We start from the raw sequence: 20,471 nt of genomic DNA, 5'->3' as shown, positions 1-20,471 counted from the left end.
TCATCTCCCCTGTTCATGTCTCGTCGTCACGCAGTAGCGCTTCCAGCGTATCCAGCCGGGCGGTCCAGAAGCGTTGATAATGTGCCAGCCAGGCCTGGGCATCACGCAGCGGGCCTGCTTCCAGACCACAGTGATGCACCCGGCCTTCGACACGGCGGCGCACCAGGCCCGCCTGCTCCAGCACCCGCACATGCTTGGACGCCGCCGCCAACGACATGGCAAACGGCGCGGCCAGCTCGCCGATGCGGCAGTCACCCTCGGCCAGCCTGCCCAGCATGGCCCGCCGTGTCGGATCGGCCAACGCATGAAACACCTGGTCCAGCCCCGACGCCGCCGCTCTCACGACTGCGCCACCCGGACCAGATGAATGACCCCGGCCGGGCTGCTGATCCAGCGCCCCCGGAAGCCCTCCGGCAGCGGCTCCGCCTCGTCGCAGCGGGTCAGGCCCTGCTCCGCCAGCCAGTCCGCCGCGGCCTCCGGCTCTGCCGTCTCCATCTCCAGCCACAGCTCCGTTTGCCCGGCACCGGGCACCCGGTCGATCCACAACTGGTTGACCCCGAAGGCGAACACGATATTCGGCGCATACTGCGCCAGCACCGGCAGGCGCAGGGTCTCACGGTAGAACTGCACCGTGGCGTCATAGTGATGGGCCGGCACTTTCATGGCGATGTTGCGGCCGCCCTCGAATGCGGGTTGAGCAGGCATGATCTGTCTCCGGTTTGGCATGACCCGGACAGCATCGCATGGGCGCACTCATAATTCAACCATATGGTTTAATATAAAACCCATCACCTCGCACCATAGCTCTCGCCTATGGCAACGATTGGCGAATTACTCTCCCCGCAGGATTTACCTCAACCAAGGTCCAGCCTCTAGCCTGCTCCCGATCACCCGAACAGAAGGAGCCTTGCATGACCGCCGTGAACCTCTCTGCCTACCTTGCCCGCATCGGCTATACCGGCCCGCTGGATGCCTCGTTGGAGACGCTCGCCGCATTGCACTGGCAGCACGTCAACCGGATTCCGTTCGAGAACCTGAACCCGCTGATGGGCCAGCCCGTTTCACTGGCGCTGCGCGATCTGGAAAAAAAGCTGGTGATGCAGCAGCGCGGAGGCTACTGCCATGAACATGCCCTGTTGTTTGCCCAGGTGCTGCGGCAGTTGGGGTTTTCAGTGCGGCCGCTCCTGGCCCGCGTGCTCTGGGGCCAACCTGAAGACGCCAGGACTGCCGCCTCGCATCTGCTTCTCTGTGTCACCCTGGCCGGAGAGGACTATCTCGTCGATACCGCCTTCGGCGCCCTCACCGGCGTGGCCCCGCTGCGACTGCACGACACCGCTCTGCAACTGACACGCCATGAGACCTTTCGCCTGCGCACCGATAATGACCTCTGTACGCTGGAAGCACTGGAACACGGACAATGGCGCGCCATGTACCGCTTCGCCCTGCACACGGCATGGCCCGCCGATTACGAGATGGCCAACTGGTACACTGCCTGCCATCCATCGTCACCTTTCGTCAGTCAACTGATGGCCAGCCGCGTGGACGGCACCGTGCGCCATATCCTGCACAATGACCGCTATACCCGACGCCATGCCGATGGGCGCATCGAACGCCATCTGCTGGGCAGCGCCGAGGCTGTCGTCGCCCTGCTGGAAGCCATGATGGATATTCGACTGCCCGACCGTCCCGGATTGACCCAGCGCCTGGGCGATCTGCTGCGACAACAGCTTTCGGCGCGCCTGACTGCCGACGCACGAGACCTGAACAGGTCATTTATTCAGGCTACGGAAACATGAACAGATGACATCCCCGGCAAGCCGCGAACGCCCCCCGCATGAACAGGCAGAAATAACCATAATCGCAACATGAACCAGGAGAAAAATACGTAAAAAAAGGCGTTGTCCCGATCACACGCTCTGCCAATAATCGAGACGCTGAACAAACGGCACAGCCATCACAAGACCGTTCAATACAGCGGGCAGTTCCGGGGGCATACCATGAGGCATCTGACCGTAGCGCATGCGGGCTGCGATGACGCAACAGTGCAGAAGCTGGTGCTGGTTGCTGCGTTGTTCCGCGAGCACGGCCTGGCTATTGAGATCGTGCCCTGGCAGGACAGCCACACCGATATCGTGGTCACGGATCCTGCTGACCCCTTCGGGCAGCAGATCACGACGCTCGCCGCACGCCAGGGCATTCCTGCGCTGATCGTGCGTCTTGCGGAAGAGGACGAGGCAGATCACTCATTCGTGGTCGGGCGCAAGTGCCCGGCGTTTGATTACTTCCTGGCGCTTGAACGCGTCATCCTGGCCACCGCCGTTCCCCGCCACCCGGGCATGGGTGGCGGCATCCGGAATGCGGTTCACTCCCACTCAATCGTCGCCGGCGGCTTCGACGAGATGTCGTAGGTCACCCGGCTGATGCCCGGGATTTCGTTGATGATGCGGCCGGAAACATGCTCCAGGAAGTCATACGGCAGGTGCGCCCAGCGGGCGGTCATGAAGTCGATGGTTTCCACGGCGCGCAGGGCCACCACGTATTCGTAGCGGCGGGCGTCGCCGACCACGCCCACGGACTTGACCGGCAGGAAGACGGTGAAGGCCTGGCTGGTCTTGTGATACAGACCCGCAGCGCGCAGTTCGGTGATAAAGATGTCATCCGCCAGGCGCAGGGTATCGGCGTATTCCTTTTTCACTTCGCCGAGGATGCGCACGCCCAGGCCGGGGCCCGGGAAGGGGTGGCGGTAGACCATGTCGTAGGGCAGGCCCAGCTCCAGGCCGATCTTGCGCACTTCATCCTTGAACAGTTCGCGCAGGGGCTCTACGAGTTTCAGCTTCATGTGCTCCGGCAGGCCACCCACATTGTGGTGCGACTTGATCACGTGGGCCTTGCCGGTCTTGCTGGCAGCAGATTCAATCACGTCCGGATAGATGGTGCCCTGGGCCAGCCAGTTGGCATTTCTCAGTTTTGCGGCTTCGGCATCGAAGATCTCGATAAAGGTGTTGCCGATGATCTTGCGCTTCTGCTCAGGGTCTTCCACACCGGCCAGCTTGCCCAGGAAGTTGTCTTCCGCGTCCACGCGAATGACTTTCACGCCCATGTTTTCGGCAAACATCTCCATCACCTGATCGCCTTCGCGATGGCGCAACAGGCCGTTGTCCACGAACACGCAGGTCAGTTGGTCGCCGATAGCCTTGTGCAGCAGGGCGGCGACCACCGACGAATCCACGCCGCCGGACAGGCCGAGGATCACTTCTTCGTCGCGCACCTGCTCACGGATCTGCTCAATGGCATCTTCAATGATGTTGTCAGGGGTCCAGAGTTTTTCGCAGGCGCAGATATCGCGCACGAAGCGCTCCAGCAGGCGGCCGCCCTGAAGCGTGTGGGTGACTTCGGGGTGGAACTGCACGCCATAGAAGCGGCGCGCGTCGTCGGCCATGCCGGCCACCGGGCAGGAGCCGGTGGCGGCGCTGACCACAAAGCCTTCCGGCGCGGTGTCCACACGGTCACCGTGGCTCATCCAGACGTCCAGGAAATTGTGGCCGTCTTCCTCGTGGTCCACGATGTCATCCAGCAAACGGCAGGCGCCCACTTTCTGCACCCGGGCATAACCGAATTCGTGCTTCTCACCATGAATCACGGTACCGCCCAGCTGCGAGGCCATGGTCTGCATGCCGTAACAGATCCCCAGCACCGGCACGCCAAGTTCGAACACCCGCTGCGGTGCACGGGGCGTCTCATTCATGGTCACGGTTTCCGGGCCACCGGAGAGGATCACACCCGCCGGGTCGAAGGCGCGGATTTCGGCATCGTCCATGTCGAACGCACGGATTTCGCAATAGACGCCGATTTCGCGCACGCGGCGGGCAATCAGCTGCGTGTACTGTGAACCGAAATCCAGAATCAGGATGCGCTGGGAGTGAATGTCTTTCATGGCGTTGTCCGCTCGCTGGGCCTGTCGGCCGGGTCAAACACAAAGGCCGGCGTGGATGCCGGCCGTTGAGGTCTTCATGAATACGTCAAGCGCTTACCCGACAGGATAATTGGGCGCTTCCTTGGTGATGGCCACGTCGTGCACATGGGATTCTTTCATTCCGGCATTGGTGACTTTCACGAACTGCGGTTTGGTACGCATTTCGTTGACGTCCGTGCAGCCGGTGTAGCCCATGGCGGCACGCAGCCCGCCGATCAACTGGTGAATGATATTGGTCATCGGCCCCTTGTAGGGCACGCGACCTTCAATGCCTTCCGGCACCAGTTTCTCCACGCCAGCGGCCGCATCCTGGAAGTAACGGTCGCTGGAGCCGGTCTTGCCTGCCATGGCGCCCAGGGACCCCATGCCGCGGTAGGCCTTGTAGTAGCCGCCCTGGAACAGTTCCACATCACCCGGCGCCTCTTCGGTGCCGGCCAGCAGGGAACCGATCATGATGGCGCTGGCGCCAGCGGCAACCGCCTTGGCCACGTCACCGGAGAAACGCACACCGCCATCTGCAATCAGCGGGATATCGTACTTCAACAGTGCATCCGCCACTTCGGAGATCGCGGTGATCTGCGGCACACCGATACCGGCAACGATACGGGTGGTGCAGATGGAGCCGGGGCCGATACCGACTTTCACCGCATCGGCACCGGCTTCCGCCAGGGCACGGGCCGCATCGGCGGTGGCGATGTTGCCGCCAATGACCTGGATTTCCGGGTAGTGCTTCTTGATCCAGGCGACGCGATCGATCACGCCACGCGAGTGGCCGTGAGCGGTGTCGACGACGATCACGTCCACACCGGCTTCCACCAGGGCGATGACGCGGCTTTCGGTGTCGGCACCGGTGCCGACCGCAGCACCCACGCGCAAGCGGCCCTGGGAATCCTTGCAGGCATTCGGGTAGTTGGCCGACTTCTCGATATCCTTGACGGTGATCAGGCCGCGCAGGGCACCGGATTCATTCACCACCAGTACTTTCTCGATGCGATGCCGGTGCAACAGTTGCTGCACTTCGTCGGCATTGGCGCCTTCCTGCACGGTCACCAGGCGATCCTTGCCGGTCATGACGGCAGACACCGGCTGGTTGTACTCGGTCACGAAACGGGTATCGCGACTGGTGACAATGCCCACCACGTTGTCACCCTGCACCACCGGCACGCCGGAAATGTTGTGGGCCTCGGTGATGCGCAGCAGCTCCGCGACCGTGGTGTCCGGGGACACGGTGATCGGATCCTTGACCACGCCGCTCTCGTATTTCTTCACCATGCGCACGTGGCGCGCCTGGTCTTCCACTTCCATGTTCTTGTGCAGGATACCGATACCGCCTTCCTGCGCCATGCCAATGGCCAGCCGGTGTTCGGTCACAGTATCCATGGCCGCCGACACCAGCGGGATATTCAGACTGATGTCGCGGGTCAGGCGCGTCTTGAGTGAGACATCCTTGGGCAGCACTTCGGAGTAGGCAGGTACCAGAAGAACGTCGTCGAATGTCAGTGCTTCTTGCACAATTCTGAGCATAAGGCACCGTAGCTGGTGGACGGGGGTGTACGAAAGTTAAGCGCGCAATTATAGGCGCTGGCGTCTTTCGGGTAAATGTCAGTAGTATCCCTGACATGAAATCAGACATTCCCGGCGGTGAACGCCACGTATACAGCGTCAGCCGCCTGAATCTGGAGGCCCAGGGCCTGCTGGAGGGCAGTTTCCCGCTGGTCTGGCTCGAGGGCGAGCTGTCGAACCTGTCCCGGCCCGGCTCCGGGCACCTCTATTTCAGCCTCAAGGATGACCGGGCCCAGGTCAATGCCGCCATGTTCCGTGCCCGCAACCAGCGGCTGCGCTTCACGCCGCGCAACGGACAGCAGGTACTGGTCCGGGCGCGGATCACGCTGTACGTGCCTCGCGGCAGCTTCCAGTTGGTGGTGGAGCACATGGAGGAAGCCGGTGAGGGCCAGCTGCGGCAGCAGTTCGAGGCGCTCAAGGCCCGGCTGCAGGCCGAGGGGCTGTTTGCCGCCGAGCGCAAGCGCGCCCTGCCCCCCCTGCCCCGACAGATTGGCCTGATCACTTCACCCAGCGGCGCCGCCGTGCGCGATATTCTCCAGGTGCTGAACCGCCGTTGCCCGCAGATCCCGGTGCTGATCTATCCCAGCGCCGTCCAGGGCCGCGAGGCACCGGGGCAACTGCGCGCCGCGCTGGCGCTGGCCAATGCCCGGAACGAATGCGACGTGCTGATCCTGACCCGGGGCGGCGGCTCACTGGAAGACCTGTGGGCCTTCAATGATGAGCAACTGGCCCGGGATGTGGCGGCCAGCGCGATTCCGGTGGTCTCGGCGGTGGGCCATGAAATCGACGTCGGGCTGACCGATTTTGCCGCTGACCTGCGCGCCCCCACGCCCTCGGCAGCGGCCGAGCTGGTGGGGCCAGACCTGAGCCTGGCGGCAGAGCAGCTGCGTGCGGCGCGGCGCCGTCTGGTGCGCCAGATGCAGCAGCAACTGGCACGCCATGGCGAGCGCTTTACTGCCCTGCGGCGGCGCCTGCGCCACCCGAGCCAGCAACTGGAGCAATACGCCCAGCAGCTTGACGAGCTGGATGGCCGCTTGCGCCGCCAGTTGACCCATCAACTGGCCCTGCACGGCCAGCAGCTGCGGCAACTGGGCCAGCGCCTGCGCGCCCAGAGCCCGAGCGCGCTGCTGCAGCGCCGTCAGCAACAATTGCAGGGCCTGCAGCGACGCTTGCGGCTGCCCGCGCCACGCGCCCTGCAAGACAGCCAGCGCGCGCTGACTCAGCTGGGCCAGCGCCTGCACACCGCCAGCCCGCTGGCCACGCTGGGCCGGGGCTACAGCATTACCTTCCTGGGCGATACCGCCGTGCGCTCGGTGCAGGCAGTGACCCCCGGGGATACGCTGCGCACCCGGTTGAATGACGGCAGCATCACGGCAACCGTCACGGCCATTCGTCCGGGGGACACGAATCAGGACTGAGCCGCGCGCGTCATGCCTCGCGCGGCAGGTAGCGGCTCATCATCAGCAGCAGCGCCTGTCGCTGGAAAGGCTTGGCCAGGTAATCGTCCATCCCGGCGGCCATGCAGCGCTCGCGCTCGCCGGACAATGCATTCGCCGTCAGGGCCACGATCGGCAGGCGCGTGCTGCCCTGCGCCTGTTCCTGTGCCCGCCAGCGCCGTGTGGCCTCCAGACCATCCATCACCGGCATTTGCACATCCATGAGCACACAATCAAAACGCTCACGCTGAAGGATATCGAGGGCCTGGCCGCCGTGCTCCGCCGCATGCACCGTGACGCCGCTGGCGCGCAACATGTGTTCCGCCACCATGCGATTCACCGGGTTGTCCTCCACCAGCAGCACATGGCCCGCCAGGCGCGGTGGCGCGCTGACGGCGGCGGCCGGGGCGCGGCTGACATTGCGGCGGCTGTCGAGCACAAAGCTGGCGGTAAAGCAGGTGCCCTGCCCCGGGGTGCTGCTGACCTCAAGGCGACCGCCAAGCATGCGGCACAGGCGCCGTGAGATAGCCAGCCCGAGCCCGGCGCCGCCGAAGCGGCGCGATGTGGAGGAATCCACCTGCGAGAACGCATCGAACAACGTTGGCAGCTTCTCCGGCGCAATCCCCATGCCGGTGTCGGTCACACTGCATACCAGCGACACACGGCTGGAACCCTCCAGCGGCTCGCATTCCACCTGCACCGTGACACTGCCTTGCTCGGTAAACTTGATGGCATTGGCAATCAGATTGCTCAGCACCTGCCGCAGCCGGGTCGGGTCCGAACAGATATCCAGACCCGAGACCGCCTCCACCCCTTCCAGGCGCAACGCCAGTTGCTTCTGCTCAGCCAGATAACGAAAGTTCGCGACACAGTTCTGCAGCAGCTCGGCGGGGGAGAAAAACAGCTGCTCGATCTCCATGCGGCCCGACTCGATACGGGAGAAATCGAGAATGTCGTTGATGACTTCCAGCAGATGGTTGGTGGATTCCACCGCCGCACTGGAATACTCCTGCTGCTCGCGACTCAGCGACGTGGTTTCCAGCAACTGCAGCATGCCAAGCACACCGTTCATGGGGGTGCGTAATTCATGGCTCATCATGGCCAGGAATTCGCTTTTGGCCTGGCTTGCGGCCTCGGCGCGCTGACGCGCATCGCGCAGGTCATCCATGGCCGCTTCCTGCTCGCGCCGGGCACGCTCCAGCGCCGAGGCCAGTTCGTTGATGTCCTGTTGCAGAGCACCCAGCTCGCCGCGCAGCGGGCTGGCGCCACGCACATGATAGCCGCCTCCGCGAATGACGCGCACCAGACGGGACAAGCGGGAAATGGGGCCGGACAGGGAGCGTGCCATGCGCCCGGCTGTCCACAGTGCCACGATCACGGCCGCCAGCGCGGGCGCCAGACTGGCCAGCAGGATTTCCCGCTGGCGTCGTGCCACGGAGCCGCCGGACAGGCCCAGACTGACCTCACCGATGACCTCCGGCTGTGCGGGTTGTGCCGACAGCCCAGTGTCACGGGCAGGAGGCAGCATCAACGGCTGACGATGGATGGGGGCCCGGAAATGCCGCAGCGATGACGCTTCCGCTCCGGCCAGGCTGACGGCATCGCCCACGCCTTGATACAGCAGGGTACTGCCGTCAGCATCCGCGAACAGCACATAGCGCACTTCCGGGTCCTGCATGGCCAGTTGCGCCTGCTGGCGCAGATCTTCGTGGTTGCCGGACAGCACACCGTATTCCGCGCTGATCGCCAGCTGGCGCACCATGAACTGGCCCTTGGCGCCCAACTCGGCTTCCGCATCACCGAAACGCTGCCAGGTGAGCAGACCGAGCAACAGCAACAACAGGATCAGCGCTGGCAGGATGCCAAGCCATTGCAACTGCTGTCTGATCGAGCGTGTTCCGGTCACCACCCCGCCTCCAGGTCTGCCGCCAGCGCGTCCGCGTCCCGCTCCGGCACATCATAGGTACGCGCCACATGTTCGTTGACGCGCACGGAGAAGCGACTGCCAAAATCCGGTGGCGGCAGGCGCCCCCGGGCGGCACCGCGACGACGGAAACGGCTGATGGTGTCCGCCACCTGCTCAACCATGTCGGCGCCGCCGGTATAGGTGGTCGCCACACTGCCCGCCTGAACGAAGAATTCGTCCGGTCCGATCACCGGGCGCCCCTGGCGGTAGCTGGTCAACAGCACCGTGCGGGCCGTATCGGGCCCGTACAGGGCCGAGTCTCCCACCGCAATCAACAGGTCCACACGCGACAGCAGGCGCGGGAGCTGACGCGCCATATCAGCGGGCCCGGCCACCGCTTCATGCACCAGGATCAGACCCGCGCTCTCGGCATCGGTCTGCAACAGGCCAGCCGCCCAGGCGGAGTGAGGCCCGGTCACCAGCCCGATACGCTGGGCCGCAGGAAACATCAACCGCGCCAGACGCAGCTGACGCACCGGATCGGCCTCGGCAAAGAAGGCGGTGCAGGCACAACCCGCCGAGTAGGCCTCCAGGGCCACATCACGGCTCACGAAAACCCCGATCACGGGCCGCTGGTAACTGAGGGCCCGCGTGAAGGCGTCGTCCCCCAGGGCAACAATCAGATCGCTGCGCCGCGGCGCCTGCCAACCGATCTCGCCCTCTCCGCGTTCCACCAGCTGCTCGGCCAGCGCGGCACCGAAACGTGCCTGAAAGGCCTCATCACCACCGAGCAGGGCCAATCGTGGGCCATCGGCCAACACCGGCAACGGCCATAACAAGACCAGGGACCACGCCAGGGACCATGCCAGGAACCATGACAGCAGCCCGCCCCACCGCCAGCAGCGCCGCCGCGCGGAGTGTCCAGCCTGTGGGGTTGTCCTATGCATCATCACGTGCCTGTCGTCCCTGCGTCACGACGCCATGATTCAGAAGTGCAGCGTGGCACTGAGCCAATAGCGACTCCGGTCCAGATAATCATTGCGCCGGAACACGATGCTGTCACCGGAAACGTTGTGTTCCACCGTCCCGGCCAGGGACAACTCGTGGCGGCCCAGGCGCTGACGTCGCATCAACTGGGCGCTCAGCTGTTCATAGGTGAAGTCGTCGTATCGGCGCGCCAGGTAATAGCTGCTGGAGAACATCCAGCCGTCCCTGAAATCGTACCGCCAGAGCATGCTACTCATGTGCCGCGCAAACAAGCGGGTTTCCGCGACGATCGGGGCGTCCCCGTGACGCCGCGCATAGGTGCCGCGCAACAGATGCCGTGGATGAGGGCGCCAGGCGAGTTGCGACTCCCAGCCGCGCTGCGTGACCTGGGTGTCGTTGTTGGCCTCGAACCGGAACGGGTTGGTGGGCTGGCTGATCAGGTCGCGCAAGGCTTCGTCGAACACCCGCACATCCAGCTCGAATTGCCCGGCACGGCCAAAATAGCCGATCTCCCGCGAGCGGATACGCTCCGGCTTCAAGTCACCGGGGGAGGTCTGGGTGACGAACAGCTGCGGGTCTGCCCAGCCCAGCAGACCGACCGTATCGGCGGCATAGGTGGCTGGCAGCAAGGCCGGGCGCAGGGCGGTGTTGGCCCGCTCTTCATAGATATCCACGTTGCGCACGGCTTCGGAATAGACCAGCCTGACGCCATGCCCCGGCGCCGGACGCCAGATCACGGCAGCCCGGGGGCTCAGGCGCCCGCTGTTGATCTGGTCCCACTGCCAGTAGCCGCCGAGATTCACATGCACGCTGTTCAGGGGAATCAGTTCCAGGTTGCCGAACAGGGCGCGGGTCTGGTTGCTGACGGAGCCATCCAGCAAGGCATCCGAACGCGCCTCGTCGCGCCGCAGGGAGCCGCCGGTCACCAGGCGGACCCGCTCATGCAAACGCACGGTGTCCTCGATCTCGATGTCCACCCGCCGTTCCGTGACATCCTGCTGCAAGCGATGGCAGAAGGGACCGGCACCACTGTTGACCAGGGCGGCGTAACGCTGATCGATGGCCGCATCCGTCCCGGGCGTCGCGGCGGCCACCACCGTGGCCAGGGTATCGCGGCCGGTAGCCTCGAACAGATCGCGCATCTCGCGGCTGTACAGCAAGGCCCCGCCAGGTCCCACGGCGCCCGTACGAATATCCCGCGGGCACAACTCGGTACGCTGGTTGCCATCGGTATGCTGGCCATAAACCTGTAGCCGCAGCGCATGGTCCGGCGAAAACACGCGCTGCCAGCGGGCCTGGGCAAACACACTTTGCGAGGTTTCGTCCGGCGCACCATAGACCTCGGCAAAATCCAGCAACGCCCCTTCCTCCAGGCGCGCCAGGTCCGAACGAGCGCCGCCCAGCATGACGTCCACGCTGTCGCGCCGGTTCAGGTCATGGGACAACCGCACGTCCAGGGTCTCCACCACTTTCCCGTCACGTATCTCGCGGCCCCGAAACGGCTTGTCGTAGCCGTCATCCGCCCGGCGCGCGACCGTCGTGCGCACACCACCACCCGCCCAGTGCTGCACATCTGTCAGCCGGGCGTCACGCACGCCGTTGTTGCCGCCACGCAGCATGACACTGCCGCCGGGCATGTCCTGGGGATGCCGGGTGATGATGTTGACGATGCCGGTGAAGGCGTTGGCACCATAGGCGGCCGCGTTGGGGCCGCGCGTCACTTCAATGCGCTCGACATCATTCAGATCAACGGGAATATCGTTCCAGAGGACGCGGGAAAAGCCGGGCTGATAGACCGAACGGCCATCGACCAGCACCAGCATGCGCCGGGTGTCGCGGGCCAGGGTGCCGTGGTAAGCCACGGTGGGCACATTACCGTCGGCCTTGACGGCCACCATGCCCGGCACCAGGCGCAGCACCTGGTACAACTCGCGGGCACCACTGGCGTCAATCAGGGTACGGTCGATCACGGTGACACTGGCGGGCACTTCAGACTGGGGCTGGCGCAGGCGCGCCGGGGTCAGCACAGTGGGGATGTCGGCGGCGCCCTCCGGACGCCAGATCAGCTCATCCGCGCGCAGCGGCGTGCTCAGCAGCAACAGCCCCAGAACGGCCCATCCCCGGTATGTCATGTCTTGCCCCGAACTTGCGTTCAGGCAAGCATATCAGCGTTTGACGTGCTTCATCAGGCGCTTCTTTCGTCGAATCTGCCGTTCGGACAGCTCGTTCTTCTTGCCCTCGTAAGGGTTGGCACTGCTCTTGAACTCGACCCGCACCGGCGTGCCTTCGAGCTTGAGCAACTCACGGAAGCGATTTTCCAGATAGCGCCGGTAACCCGCTGGCACCGCATCCGCCTTGCTGCCGTGGATGATGATACGCGGCGGGTTGCCGCCACCAATGTGCGCATAGCGCAGCTTGATGCGGTTGCGGCCCACCACGGGGGGCTGATGCCGGGCTACTATTTCCTCCATCATGCGGGTGAGCTGGGCCGTGCTGACCTTCGGATAAGCCGAGTCCCAGGCGCGATGAATATAGGGGTACAGATCACCCACCCCGGTGCCATGCAGGGCCGAGATGGTATGCGTGCGGATCCAGGGGGCAAACTGCAACCGTCGACCCAGCTCGGCCTTGACCTGTTCGCGGTGGTCCACACTCAGGCCATCCCACTTGTTCACCGCCATCACCACCGAACGGCCAGCCTCGATGATGTAACCCAGCAGATGCAGATCCTGCTCGGTCAGCCCTTCGCGGGCATCAATCACCAGCAACACCACATGGGCATCGTCAACCGCCTGCATGGCCTTGATGGCAGAAAATTTTTCCACCGCTTCAAAAACCTTGCCGCGGCGGCGAATGCCGGCGGTGTCGATCAGGGTGTAACGGCGCCCCTGACGCTCGAAAGGAATGGAGATGGTGTCGCGGGTCGTGCCGGCCATGTCATACACCACCACACGTTCCTCGCCCAGCAGGCGGTTCACCAGGGTGGATTTGCCGACATTCGGGCGGCCCAGAATGGCCACCTTGATGCCGCTCTCGGCATCATCCCGGTCAGTCTCTTCCGGCGCTTCCGGAAATTCAGCCAGGATCTGGTCCATCATGCGGCGCACGCCACGACCGTGCACGGCCGCAATGGCATGCACCTGGGTCAGCCCCAGGGCGTAGAACTCGGCGCTGGCCGTGTCTTCGTCCAGGCCATCGGTCTTGTTCACCACCAGATGCACCGGCTTGTTCAACGCCCGCATATCGCGTGCCAGTTGTTCATCCGCCGCTGTCAGGCCGGCCCGGCCATCCACCAGAAACAGCACCGCATCCGCTTCCTGCAATGCTGCGCTGGCCTGTTCGGTCATGGGGGCTTCAACGCCTTCCAGTCCTTCGCCGATGCCGCCGGTATCAATCACCACATAGGGCCGCTCCCCCACCTGACCCATACCGTACTTGCGGTCACGGGTCAGCCCGGGGAAATCCGCCACCAGCGCATCACGCGTGCGGGTCAGGCGATTGAACAGGGTGGACTTGCCCACATTGGGGCGGCCCACCAGTGCCAGAACGGGTTTCATGGAAGCGTTTCTCAGTTACGTGGCGTGATGCTGTACGCCGACAGACGGCCACGACGGCCGAGTACATAAATCACGTCATCATGGGCCACCGGCGCGGCGGCAAAGCCCTTGCGATGGTGTCGGCGACGCGCCGTGATATGGCCCGTTGACGCATCCATCCAGTGCAGATAGCCCTCACTGTCACCGACAACGATCTGGTCATCCTGCACCGCCACACCGGTCAAGCCGCGCCCGTACAGCAGGTCCTGCTTCCACAGGGCATTGCCGGTACGCTGATCGATGGCGGAGACATGACCGGTGCTGTCGGCGACGAACAGCACCCCCAGGCGCGAGGCCATCATGCCGTAGGTGGACAGGTCCTTGCCCCAGTAGGGGCGGCCGTTGTCCTGGTCCAGCACCGCCACCCGCCCCTGGAAGCTGCCAGCGAAAACGCCACCCCCTTCCACGATCAGGTTGTTGGCCAGATCCACCAGCCGCTCCAGTTCGGAACGCCCGGTCGGTTCGGCTACCCGGCGCTCCCATACCGGCACACCATTGCGCACATCCAGCGCAATCACCTTGCCATTGGCGAAACCGACATAGACACGATCGCCCGCAATGGTCGGTCGCGCCGCACCACGCAGCACCAGAATCGGCACCGGATCATCAAAGCGCCACAGTTCGTCACCCGACTCCATATCCAGGGCGATCACCTGCCCGTCCAGTGTCTTGAAGACGGCGGCGTCGGCATTGGCCGCCGGAGCCGCCAGAATTTCGCTGCTCAGGCGCACCCGCCACCGCTCACTGCCATCCTCTTCCGACAGTGCCACCGCATCGCCTTCGCGGGTGCCGTACATGACGACGCCGTAACCGGCATAGAGGCCACCGCTGATACGATCGTCGTTGTTGACGCGCCACTGACGACGGCCACGGTCGTGGCTATAGGCCGTGACTCGGCCCTCCAGGTCCGCCGCATACACAGCACGGTGGGTGGCCGCCGGCGCAAGATGCAGATACGCCTTGTGGATACCCTTGCCGGCATTGCGTGACCAATCGCACTTGACCTGATACTGGGCATCAAAGTCGGGCAGCGGATTGGGCTCGATAGCGTGCGGATTGCTGCTGCAGCCGGCGATGAACAGCAGGCTGCAGGCGAGGACCAGAAGTTTTTTCACGAGGCAGGCGTCATGTCGTCAAGTTTCATTTGCACCCGGTCGCGGATCGGCTCACCGGAGGCCATGGCCTCCAGGGCCGCGCTGTAGGCGGCCCGGGCATCGTCACGGCGATCCTGGGCACGCAGCGCGTCGCCGCGGATCTCCAGGGCCTGGCCACGCCAGGCTTCGGGGTAGTCATGGCGCACCAGCGCCAGCGCGCCGTCTGCATCACCCTGCTGCAACAGCACCCGCGCCAGGCGCAGGCGTGCCATCTGCTCGATGGCTCGGGTCGGGCTGCGGTCCACCACGGCACGCAACTGTGACGCGGCTTCTTCGTAGTCTTCGTCCATCACAGCAAGACGCGCCAGGGCCAGACGGGCCTGGGCAGCGTAGGTGGTGCGCGGGTATTCCTCCAGCAGCCGATCCGCGTGCTCGCGCACCGCCGCCATGGCGCTCTGATCCTCACCCGCGCCGGTCTGCTCCAGCGCGCGGCTCAGGGCGCTGTACACCGTGGAGGCGCTCTCGGCGCGTGCGTCCTGGGTCGCGCTCCACTGGCGCCAGCCCAGCAGACCCACGACGCTCACCACAATGGCGACAATCAGGACCCGGCCGTTCTTTTCCCACCACTCCCTCAGCAGTTCTGCCTGTTCTTCTTCGCTGCGCACCTGCGTCTCCTCACCCGATCTGTGTATCGTGATCCAACGTTGCCAGATAAGCGCCGACCTCAGCCTGCCTTACCTGTTGCTGTTCGCCATCCTGCCGCAGCGGCTTCACTGTGACCAGCCCCTCGGCAAGCTCTGTCTCGCCCAGAATCAGGGCATAACGCGCCCCGCTCTGGTCTGCCTTCTTCATCTGACTCTTGAAACTGCCGCCGCCACAGTGGCAGCGGATGCGTTGACCCGGCAGGGTATCACGCAATGCCTCCGCCAGCCGCAGGGCCGCGCCTGCATCGCTGGAGACGATATAGAGTTCCGCATCCGGACGCAGTTCCGGAGGCTGCTGTTCCAGCAGCAGGATCAGCCGCTCCACGCCCATGGCAAAGCCCACCGCCGGCGTCGGCTTGCCGCCCAGCTGCGTCACCAGGCCATCGTAGCGGCCGCCGGCACAGACAGTGCCCTGGGCGCCCAACGCATCGGTCACCCACTCGAATACCGTCTTGCCGTAGTAATCCAGCCCGCGCACCAGCGAGGGATTGATCACGTAGGGAATCCCGGCGGCATCCAGCAGCGCGCGCAAGCCCTCGAAATGGCTGCGGGCTTCATCGCCCAGGTAATCCGCCAGGGCGGGCGCATCCGCCAGCAAGGCCCGCGTGTCCGGGTGCTTGCTGTCCAGAATACGCAGCGGGTTGCGCTCCAGGCGACGGCGGCTGTCGTCGTCCAGCCGCTCTTCGCGGGCGCGCAGCCAGGCCACCAGGGCGTCCCGATAGGCCGCACGGTCTTCGGCCAGTCCCAACGTGTTCAGTTCCAGACGCACCTTGTCGGCCAGACCCAGCTGGCGCCAGAGGCGCGCCGTCATCAGAATCATTTCGGCATCGATATCCGGGCCGGACATGCCAAAGGATTCCACGCCAATCTGATGGAACTGGCGATAACGGCCCGCTTGCGGGCGCTCGTAGCGGAACATCGGTCCGCGATACCAGAGCCGCTGAACCTGGTTATACAGCAGCCCGTGCTGCTCGCAGGCGCGTACGCAACCTGCCGTGCCCTCAGGGCGCAGGGTGATCGAATCGCCGTTTCGGTCGTCGAAGGTGTACATTTCCTTTTCAACGATATCCGTGACTTCCCCGATGGAGCGCTTGAACAGCTCCGTCGGCTCCACGATCGGCATGCGGATTTCGCTGTAGCCATAGCCCGCCAGCACGTCGGTCACGCGCGCTTCCAGCCACTGCCACAGCGGCGTCTGCGTCGGCAGAATATCGTTCATGCCCCGAATGGAGGCGACTTTCCTGCTCAATTGAAACTCCTGGGATACACCGGGACCGGACTTAATCCTGACTGCGCAGGATCACCCCGGCCTGCTCGTCGTCACGCATGCGCTTGACCTTGTCACGCACCATGCGCTCAAGCTCGTCCACCAGTTCCTCGGCGCGGATATGATGGCTTTTCTCGCCATCCACGTAGGACAGGTTATTCGGGGTGCCGCCTGTCAGGCCGACATCCACCTCCCGGGCTTCGCCCGGGCCGTTGACCAGGCAGCCGATCACCGCCAGGTCCACCGATTCGTTGATATCTTCAAGCCGGGCTTCCAGCGCATTGACCGTCGCGATCACGTCGAAATTCTGCCGCGAACAGCTCGGGCAGGCGATGATGTTGACGCCTTTCTTGCGCAAGTTGAGGCTCTTGAGAATGTCGAAGCCCACCCGCACCTCTTCCACCGGATCCGCCGCCAGCGATACACGGATGGTGTCACCGATGCCTTCCATCAGCAGCATGCCCATGGCCACCGATGACTTGACGGTGCCAGAGCGGAACACGCCGGCCTCGGTGACGCCGAGATGCAGCGGCTGCTCGATCTGCGCCGACAGTTTGCGGTAGGCCTGTACGGTCATGAATACGTTGGAGGCCTTGACACTGACCTTGAAGTCCTGGAAGTCGTGACGGTCGAGAATCTCGACGTGGCGCAAGGCCGACTCCACCAGGGCATCGCTGCAGGGCTCGCCGTACTTGCGTTGCAGCTCCTTCTCCAGCGAACCGGCGTTGACGCCGATGCGGATCGGGATGCCGTGATCACGGGCCGCCTGGATCACGGCCCTGATGCGGTCCTCGCGGCCAATATTGCCCGGATTGATACGCAGGCAATCCACACCCAGCTCGGCGACACGCAGGGCGATCTTGTAGTCGTAATGGATGTCCGCCACCAGCGGCACATTGACCTGCTGCCGAATACGGCCAAAGGCATCTGCGGCGTCCATGCTCGGCACCGATACGCGCACGATATCCGCACCGGCATCTTCAAGTCGCCGGATCTGTGCCACGGTGGCGTCAACGTCGCAGGTCTCGGTGTTGGTCATGCTCTGCACCGCGATCGGCGCATCGCCCCCCACGGGGACCTTGCCCACCATGATCTGCCGCGTCGGGCGGCGCGTGATGCGGATTTCCGGCTCCATGTTCATGATCAGGCCTGTAACGGTTTACGGCACAGAGATGCGCACTACCCGCCCGGGATTTCCCTGCGGCAGCGGCATCGTCTCACCGTTGAATTGCATCCGGGTGACGGCAGCGGCGTTGCCCAGCGTCACCCGGAACGGCGCTTCGCCGCGCAGGGACAGGTTCTGGCCGGCGTTGCGCTGCCCCTGGAACAGGCGCTCGCCAGCGGCGTCGCTGACTTCCACCCAGCACTCCTGGGAAAATGAAATGGCAAGCTGGTCGATAACCGGTTCACTGGGGCTGACGACCTCCGGTGGCTCGCCCACCGGTTCCGGCTCCCCCACTGGTGTACCTGGCGCCAGTTCAGGTGCAGGATTGTCCTGCGCCTCGGGCAGATCACCCTGTCCTCCGGCGAGCACTTCCGGCTCTTCATCGGGCGGGATCACTTCGCGCTCCTGGGCAACCGGCTGCCGGGCGTCTGTGCCTGCATCGTGGTCGGCACCCACCAGCCACCAGCCCATCGCCACAATCAGTACCACCAGCAAGGCCAGCAGCGGCGCCAGCCAGACAACCCGGCGCGGCGGTGCCATGGTGTGCACCGGCGAGACCAGTTGATCGCGTTGATCCTCACGCACCAGTGCCTTGAACTGGGCCACCAGCTCTTCTCCCGGCAGCCCCAGCATGCGCGCATAGTTGCGCACATAGCCCTTCACAAACGCGGCTTCCGGCAGGCGATCGTAATCGTCGGCCTCCAGCGCGCGCAGGTAGCTCATGGACAGGTGCAGGCGTGCCGCGACATCCTGCTCCGACAAGCCCTGGCGGGTACGTTCGGCCCGCAAGCGCTGACCTGGCAGATTCAGTTCATCACTCATCCGGCAGTCCCCCGGGCCATGTCATCCCGCCAGCTGCGCCAGGCGCGCGTCTCGGCGGCGTTAGGGAAGTCTTCCGTGAGTTGACGCTCCAGCTCCATCTGGCGGTTGGTATCCCCCTCCGCCGCCGCGAGGCGGATGTCCAGCCAGACAGCGGCGGCGCGAGGACGCTCGATCACGCGGTAGTACTGGTCGAGGTAACGGCGCGCCATGCGCACATCACCATCCTCAAGATGAATATTGCCCAGATCCAGCAGGATACTGCTGGCGTTGGGGTTCAGGCGCAGGGCGCGGTTGTAGGCGGCGATGCCCTCATCCCGCTGCCCCAGCGCCATGTGACTGCGTGCCATGTTCTCGAAAGCCAGCCCGCGGGAATTGTAACCGGGGTCGTTGGCGGCACGTTCGAACTGGCGCAACGCCTGACGATAGTCACCGCGCTGGTGCAACAGGATGCCGTAGTTGTTGCGCGCTACGGAGAAATTCCTGTCCGCACGCAGGGCGCGACGGTAATGAAATTCCTCGCGCTCGCTGTCACCCTCGTAGCGATACATCAGCGCCATGGCGTTGTGCGCCTGCGGGCTGCGCGGTTCCAGCTCCAGGGCACGGGAAAAATGCTGGCGAGCCTCATTCGGCTTGCCCATCTGCAGGTATTCCATACCCGCTGCGATACGGTTCTGCACCGCCTCGCCGATCCGGACTTCGTGGCCGCCAGTGCCCGATGTAACACAGCCCGCCAGAAAAAGAATCGTGGCCAGCACGATCGGGACCAGCAAGATGGAGTGCCTTGATATCATTATCATTGCGCCGGGGTCGCCTCGTCGCTTTGTGCATGCCCTTGTGGATGGCTGCGCAGAAAGACCGTCTGCTGCCAACGCTCGCTGCGCCGCGTACGGTCCATGACCTCACCGACCAGCTGCCCGCAGGCGGCATCGATATCATCGCCGCGCGTGGTGCGAATGGTCGTCATCAGGCCATTGTCATTCAGGTACTTATGGAAAGCCAGCACGTCCGGCTTGGCCGGGCGCTCATACCCTGAATGCGGAAACGGGTTGAACGGAATCAGGTTGATCTTGACCGGGAAACGGTTGCGCAGCAGCTTCACCAGCTGCCGGGCATGCTCGGGCTGGTCGTTGACCCCCTTGAGCATCACGTATTCCATGGTGATCGACTTGTGCCGGTGCTCGATGCCCTCGCTGTAGCGCTGGCAGGCGTCCAGCAGCTTGTCCAGCGGGTACTTGCGGTTCAGCGGCACCAGTACGTTACGCAATTCATCATTGGGTGCATGCAGCGAGATCGCCAGCGACACGTCCATATCCTGGCCGAGCTGGTCGATCATCGGCACCACGCCGGAGGTGGACAGGGTAATACGGCGCTTGGAGATGCCGTATCCCAGATCGTCCTTCATGATGCGCATGGCGCGCACCACATTGTCATAGTTCAGCAGCGGCTCGCCCATGCCCATCATCACCACATTGGTGACCGGGTGCTCACCCAGGTTGCGGCGCGGGCCAAAGGTGCGGCTGGCCAGCCACACCTGACCGATGATCTCGGCACTGGACAGGTCGCGCTGGAAGCCCTGCTTGCCGGTGGAGCAGAAACTGCAATCCACGGCGCAGCCGACCTGGGACGAGACACACAGGGTGCCGCGGCGACCGTCGGGGATAAACACGGTTTCCACCGCACCGCCGCCGTCCACCTTGAACACCCATTTGCGGGTCCCGTCACGGGAAATCCCCTCATGGAGCACTTCCGGCGCGCGAATCTCGGCGATGGCCGCCAGCTTCGCACGCAACGCCTTGCCCAGATCGGTCATCTGCTCGAAATCATCGACCTGGTGGTGATGAATCCACTTCAGAAGCTGCTGGGCACGGAACTTCTTCTCGCCGATATCGAGGCAGAACGCCTCCATTTCCGGCCAGGAATAACCCAGCAGATTGACCTTCTGTTCAGTGCTCATGAGG

Annotated in this window: 18 protein-coding genes; 3 read left to right on the top strand and 15 right to left on the bottom strand. The window is 64.2% G+C overall.

What is annotated here, in order from left to right; genetic code table 11:
- Positions 1-13: 13 nt before the first annotated feature.
- Positions 14-343 carry an ArsR/SmtB family transcription factor gene (locus DKW65_RS02910; protein WP_245932380.1) on the bottom strand — a complete coding sequence of 110 codons (330 nt, stop codon included), beginning with the start codon at positions 341-343 and terminating at the stop codon, positions 14-16.
- Positions 340-705 (bottom strand): VOC family protein, encoded by a 366-nt coding sequence (locus DKW65_RS02905; RefSeq protein WP_111655851.1) that lies wholly within the window; start codon positions 703-705, stop codon positions 340-342. The genes DKW65_RS02910 and DKW65_RS02905 overlap by 4 nt, the downstream gene beginning before the upstream one ends.
- Positions 706-911: 206 nt before the next feature.
- On the opposite strand from DKW65_RS02905, the gene DKW65_RS02900 reads away from it, so the two are divergent.
- Together DKW65_RS02900 and DKW65_RS02895 are read left to right on the top strand one after the other, a co-directional pair.
- Positions 912-1,796 (top strand): arylamine N-acetyltransferase family protein, encoded by an 885-nt coding sequence (locus tag DKW65_RS02900; protein ID WP_111655850.1) that lies wholly within the window; start codon positions 912-914, stop codon positions 1,794-1,796.
- A 201-nt stretch (positions 1,797-1,997) separates the two neighbouring features.
- Positions 1,998-2,408 (top strand): hypothetical protein, encoded by a 411-nt coding sequence (locus DKW65_RS02895; RefSeq protein WP_111655849.1) that lies wholly within the window; start codon positions 1,998-2,000, stop codon positions 2,406-2,408.
- Here the strand turns inward: DKW65_RS02895 and guaA are convergent.
- On the bottom strand, positions 2,363-3,934 hold the full coding sequence (guaA, locus tag DKW65_RS02890; protein WP_111655848.1) for a glutamine-hydrolyzing GMP synthase: 1,572 nt from the start codon (positions 3,932-3,934) through the stop codon (positions 2,363-2,365). The two genes, DKW65_RS02895 and guaA, sit on opposite strands and share 46 nt — an antisense overlap.
- Before the next feature lie 93 nt (positions 3,935-4,027).
- On the bottom strand, positions 4,028-5,497 hold the full coding sequence (guaB, locus tag DKW65_RS02885; RefSeq protein ID WP_111655847.1) for an IMP dehydrogenase: 1,470 nt from the start codon (positions 5,495-5,497) through the stop codon (positions 4,028-4,030).
- Between the two features lie 95 nt (positions 5,498-5,592).
- Between guaB and xseA the strand changes: the two genes are divergently transcribed.
- Positions 5,593-6,954 carry an exodeoxyribonuclease VII large subunit gene (gene xseA, locus DKW65_RS02880; protein ID WP_111655846.1) on the top strand — a complete coding sequence of 454 codons (1,362 nt, stop codon included), beginning with the start codon at positions 5,593-5,595 and terminating at the stop codon, positions 6,952-6,954.
- A 10-nt stretch (positions 6,955-6,964) separates the two neighbouring features.
- Here the strand turns inward: xseA and DKW65_RS02875 are convergent, their stop codons facing one another.
- The 11 genes from DKW65_RS02875 to rlmN form a co-directional block, all read right to left on the bottom strand.
- Positions 6,965-8,878 (bottom strand): ATP-binding protein, encoded by a 1,914-nt coding sequence (locus DKW65_RS02875; protein ID WP_111657490.1) that lies wholly within the window; start codon positions 8,876-8,878, stop codon positions 6,965-6,967.
- Complete coding sequence (locus tag DKW65_RS02870; protein ID WP_162925665.1) at positions 8,875-9,717, bottom strand: hypothetical protein; 843 nt, start codon at positions 9,715-9,717, stop codon at positions 8,875-8,877. The genes DKW65_RS02875 and DKW65_RS02870 overlap by 4 nt, the downstream gene beginning before the upstream one ends.
- Before the next feature lie 147 nt (positions 9,718-9,864).
- Positions 9,865-11,997 carry a TonB-dependent receptor plug domain-containing protein gene (locus DKW65_RS16105; protein WP_111655844.1) on the bottom strand — a complete coding sequence of 711 codons (2,133 nt, stop codon included), beginning with the start codon at positions 11,995-11,997 and terminating at the stop codon, positions 9,865-9,867.
- Between the two features lie 33 nt (positions 11,998-12,030).
- Positions 12,031-13,422: a ribosome biogenesis GTPase Der gene (der, locus tag DKW65_RS02860; protein WP_111655843.1), complete on the bottom strand. Its 1,392-nt coding sequence runs from the start codon at positions 13,420-13,422 to the stop codon at positions 12,031-12,033.
- 11 nt (positions 13,423-13,433) lie between these two features.
- Positions 13,434-14,576, bottom strand: coding sequence for an outer membrane protein assembly factor BamB (bamB, locus tag DKW65_RS02855; RefSeq protein WP_111655842.1), 1,143 nt, complete (start codon positions 14,574-14,576; stop codon positions 13,434-13,436).
- Entirely contained in the window at positions 14,573-15,220 is a 648-nt protein-coding gene (locus DKW65_RS02850) for a YfgM family protein (protein WP_162925664.1), read from the bottom strand. The genes bamB and DKW65_RS02850 overlap by 4 nt, the downstream gene beginning before the upstream one ends.
- Positions 15,221-15,230: 10 nt before the next feature.
- Positions 15,231-16,508, bottom strand: a complete 1,278-nt coding sequence (gene hisS, locus DKW65_RS02845; RefSeq protein ID WP_111655840.1) for a histidine--tRNA ligase — start codon at positions 16,506-16,508, stop codon at positions 15,231-15,233.
- Positions 16,509-16,539: 31 nt separating this feature from the next.
- A complete protein-coding gene (gene ispG, locus DKW65_RS02840; RefSeq protein WP_111655839.1) occupies positions 16,540-17,661 on the bottom strand; it encodes a flavodoxin-dependent (E)-4-hydroxy-3-methylbut-2-enyl-diphosphate synthase in 1,122 nt (373 codons plus the stop codon).
- A 24-nt stretch (positions 17,662-17,685) separates the two neighbouring features.
- Positions 17,686-18,513 carry a RodZ domain-containing protein gene (locus DKW65_RS02835; protein ID WP_111655838.1) on the bottom strand — a complete coding sequence of 276 codons (828 nt, stop codon included), beginning with the start codon at positions 18,511-18,513 and terminating at the stop codon, positions 17,686-17,688.
- Positions 18,510-19,283, bottom strand: a complete 774-nt coding sequence (pilW, locus tag DKW65_RS02830; RefSeq protein WP_245932379.1) for a type IV pilus biogenesis/stability protein PilW — start codon at positions 19,281-19,283, stop codon at positions 18,510-18,512. Before pilW ends, DKW65_RS02835 begins: the two co-directional genes overlap by 4 nt.
- Before the next feature lie 23 nt (positions 19,284-19,306).
- Entirely contained in the window at positions 19,307-20,467 is a 1,161-nt protein-coding gene (rlmN, locus tag DKW65_RS02825) for a dual-specificity RNA methyltransferase RlmN (RefSeq protein WP_111655836.1), read from the bottom strand.
- Positions 20,468-20,471 lie beyond the last annotated feature (4 nt).

It is taken from the genome of Isoalcanivorax indicus, from assembly GCF_003259185.1.
Taxonomy (GTDB): domain Bacteria; phylum Pseudomonadota; class Gammaproteobacteria; order Pseudomonadales; family Alcanivoracaceae; genus Isoalcanivorax; species Isoalcanivorax indicus.
The sequence above is the reverse complement of the archived record's forward strand: the minus strand, read 5'-3'. Positions and strand labels throughout refer to the sequence as shown.

Excerpts from the sequence above, each read along its gene's own strand:
- DKW65_RS02900 (WP_111655850.1), top strand. The coding sequence starts at position 912 with ATGACCGCCGTGAACCTCTCTGCCTACCTTGCCCGCATCGGCTATACC.
- DKW65_RS02905 (WP_111655851.1), bottom strand. The coding sequence starts at position 705 with ATGCCTGCTCAACCCGCATTCGAGGGCGGCCGCAACATCGCCATGAAA.
- xseA (WP_111655846.1), top strand. The coding sequence starts at position 5,593 with ATGAAATCAGACATTCCCGGCGGTGAACGCCACGTATACAGCGTCAGC.
- DKW65_RS02895 (WP_111655849.1), top strand. The coding sequence starts at position 1,998 with ATGAGGCATCTGACCGTAGCGCATGCGGGCTGCGATGACGCAACAGTG.
- guaA (WP_111655848.1), bottom strand. The coding sequence starts at position 3,934 with ATGAAAGACATTCACTCCCAGCGCATCCTGATTCTGGATTTCGGTTCA.
- ispG (WP_111655839.1), bottom strand. The coding sequence starts at position 17,661 with ATGGAGCCGGAAATCCGCATCACGCGCCGCCCGACGCGGCAGATCATG.
- guaB (WP_111655847.1), bottom strand. The coding sequence starts at position 5,497 with ATGCTCAGAATTGTGCAAGAAGCACTGACATTCGACGACGTTCTTCTG.
- der (WP_111655843.1), bottom strand. The coding sequence starts at position 13,422 with ATGAAACCCGTTCTGGCACTGGTGGGCCGCCCCAATGTGGGCAAGTCC.
- DKW65_RS02835 (WP_111655838.1), bottom strand. The coding sequence starts at position 18,513 with ATGAGTGATGAACTGAATCTGCCAGGTCAGCGCTTGCGGGCCGAACGT.
- DKW65_RS16105 (WP_111655844.1), bottom strand. The coding sequence starts at position 11,997 with ATGACATACCGGGGATGGGCCGTTCTGGGGCTGTTGCTGCTGAGCACG.
- rlmN (WP_111655836.1), bottom strand. The coding sequence starts at position 20,467 with ATGAGCACTGAACAGAAGGTCAATCTGCTGGGTTATTCCTGGCCGGAA.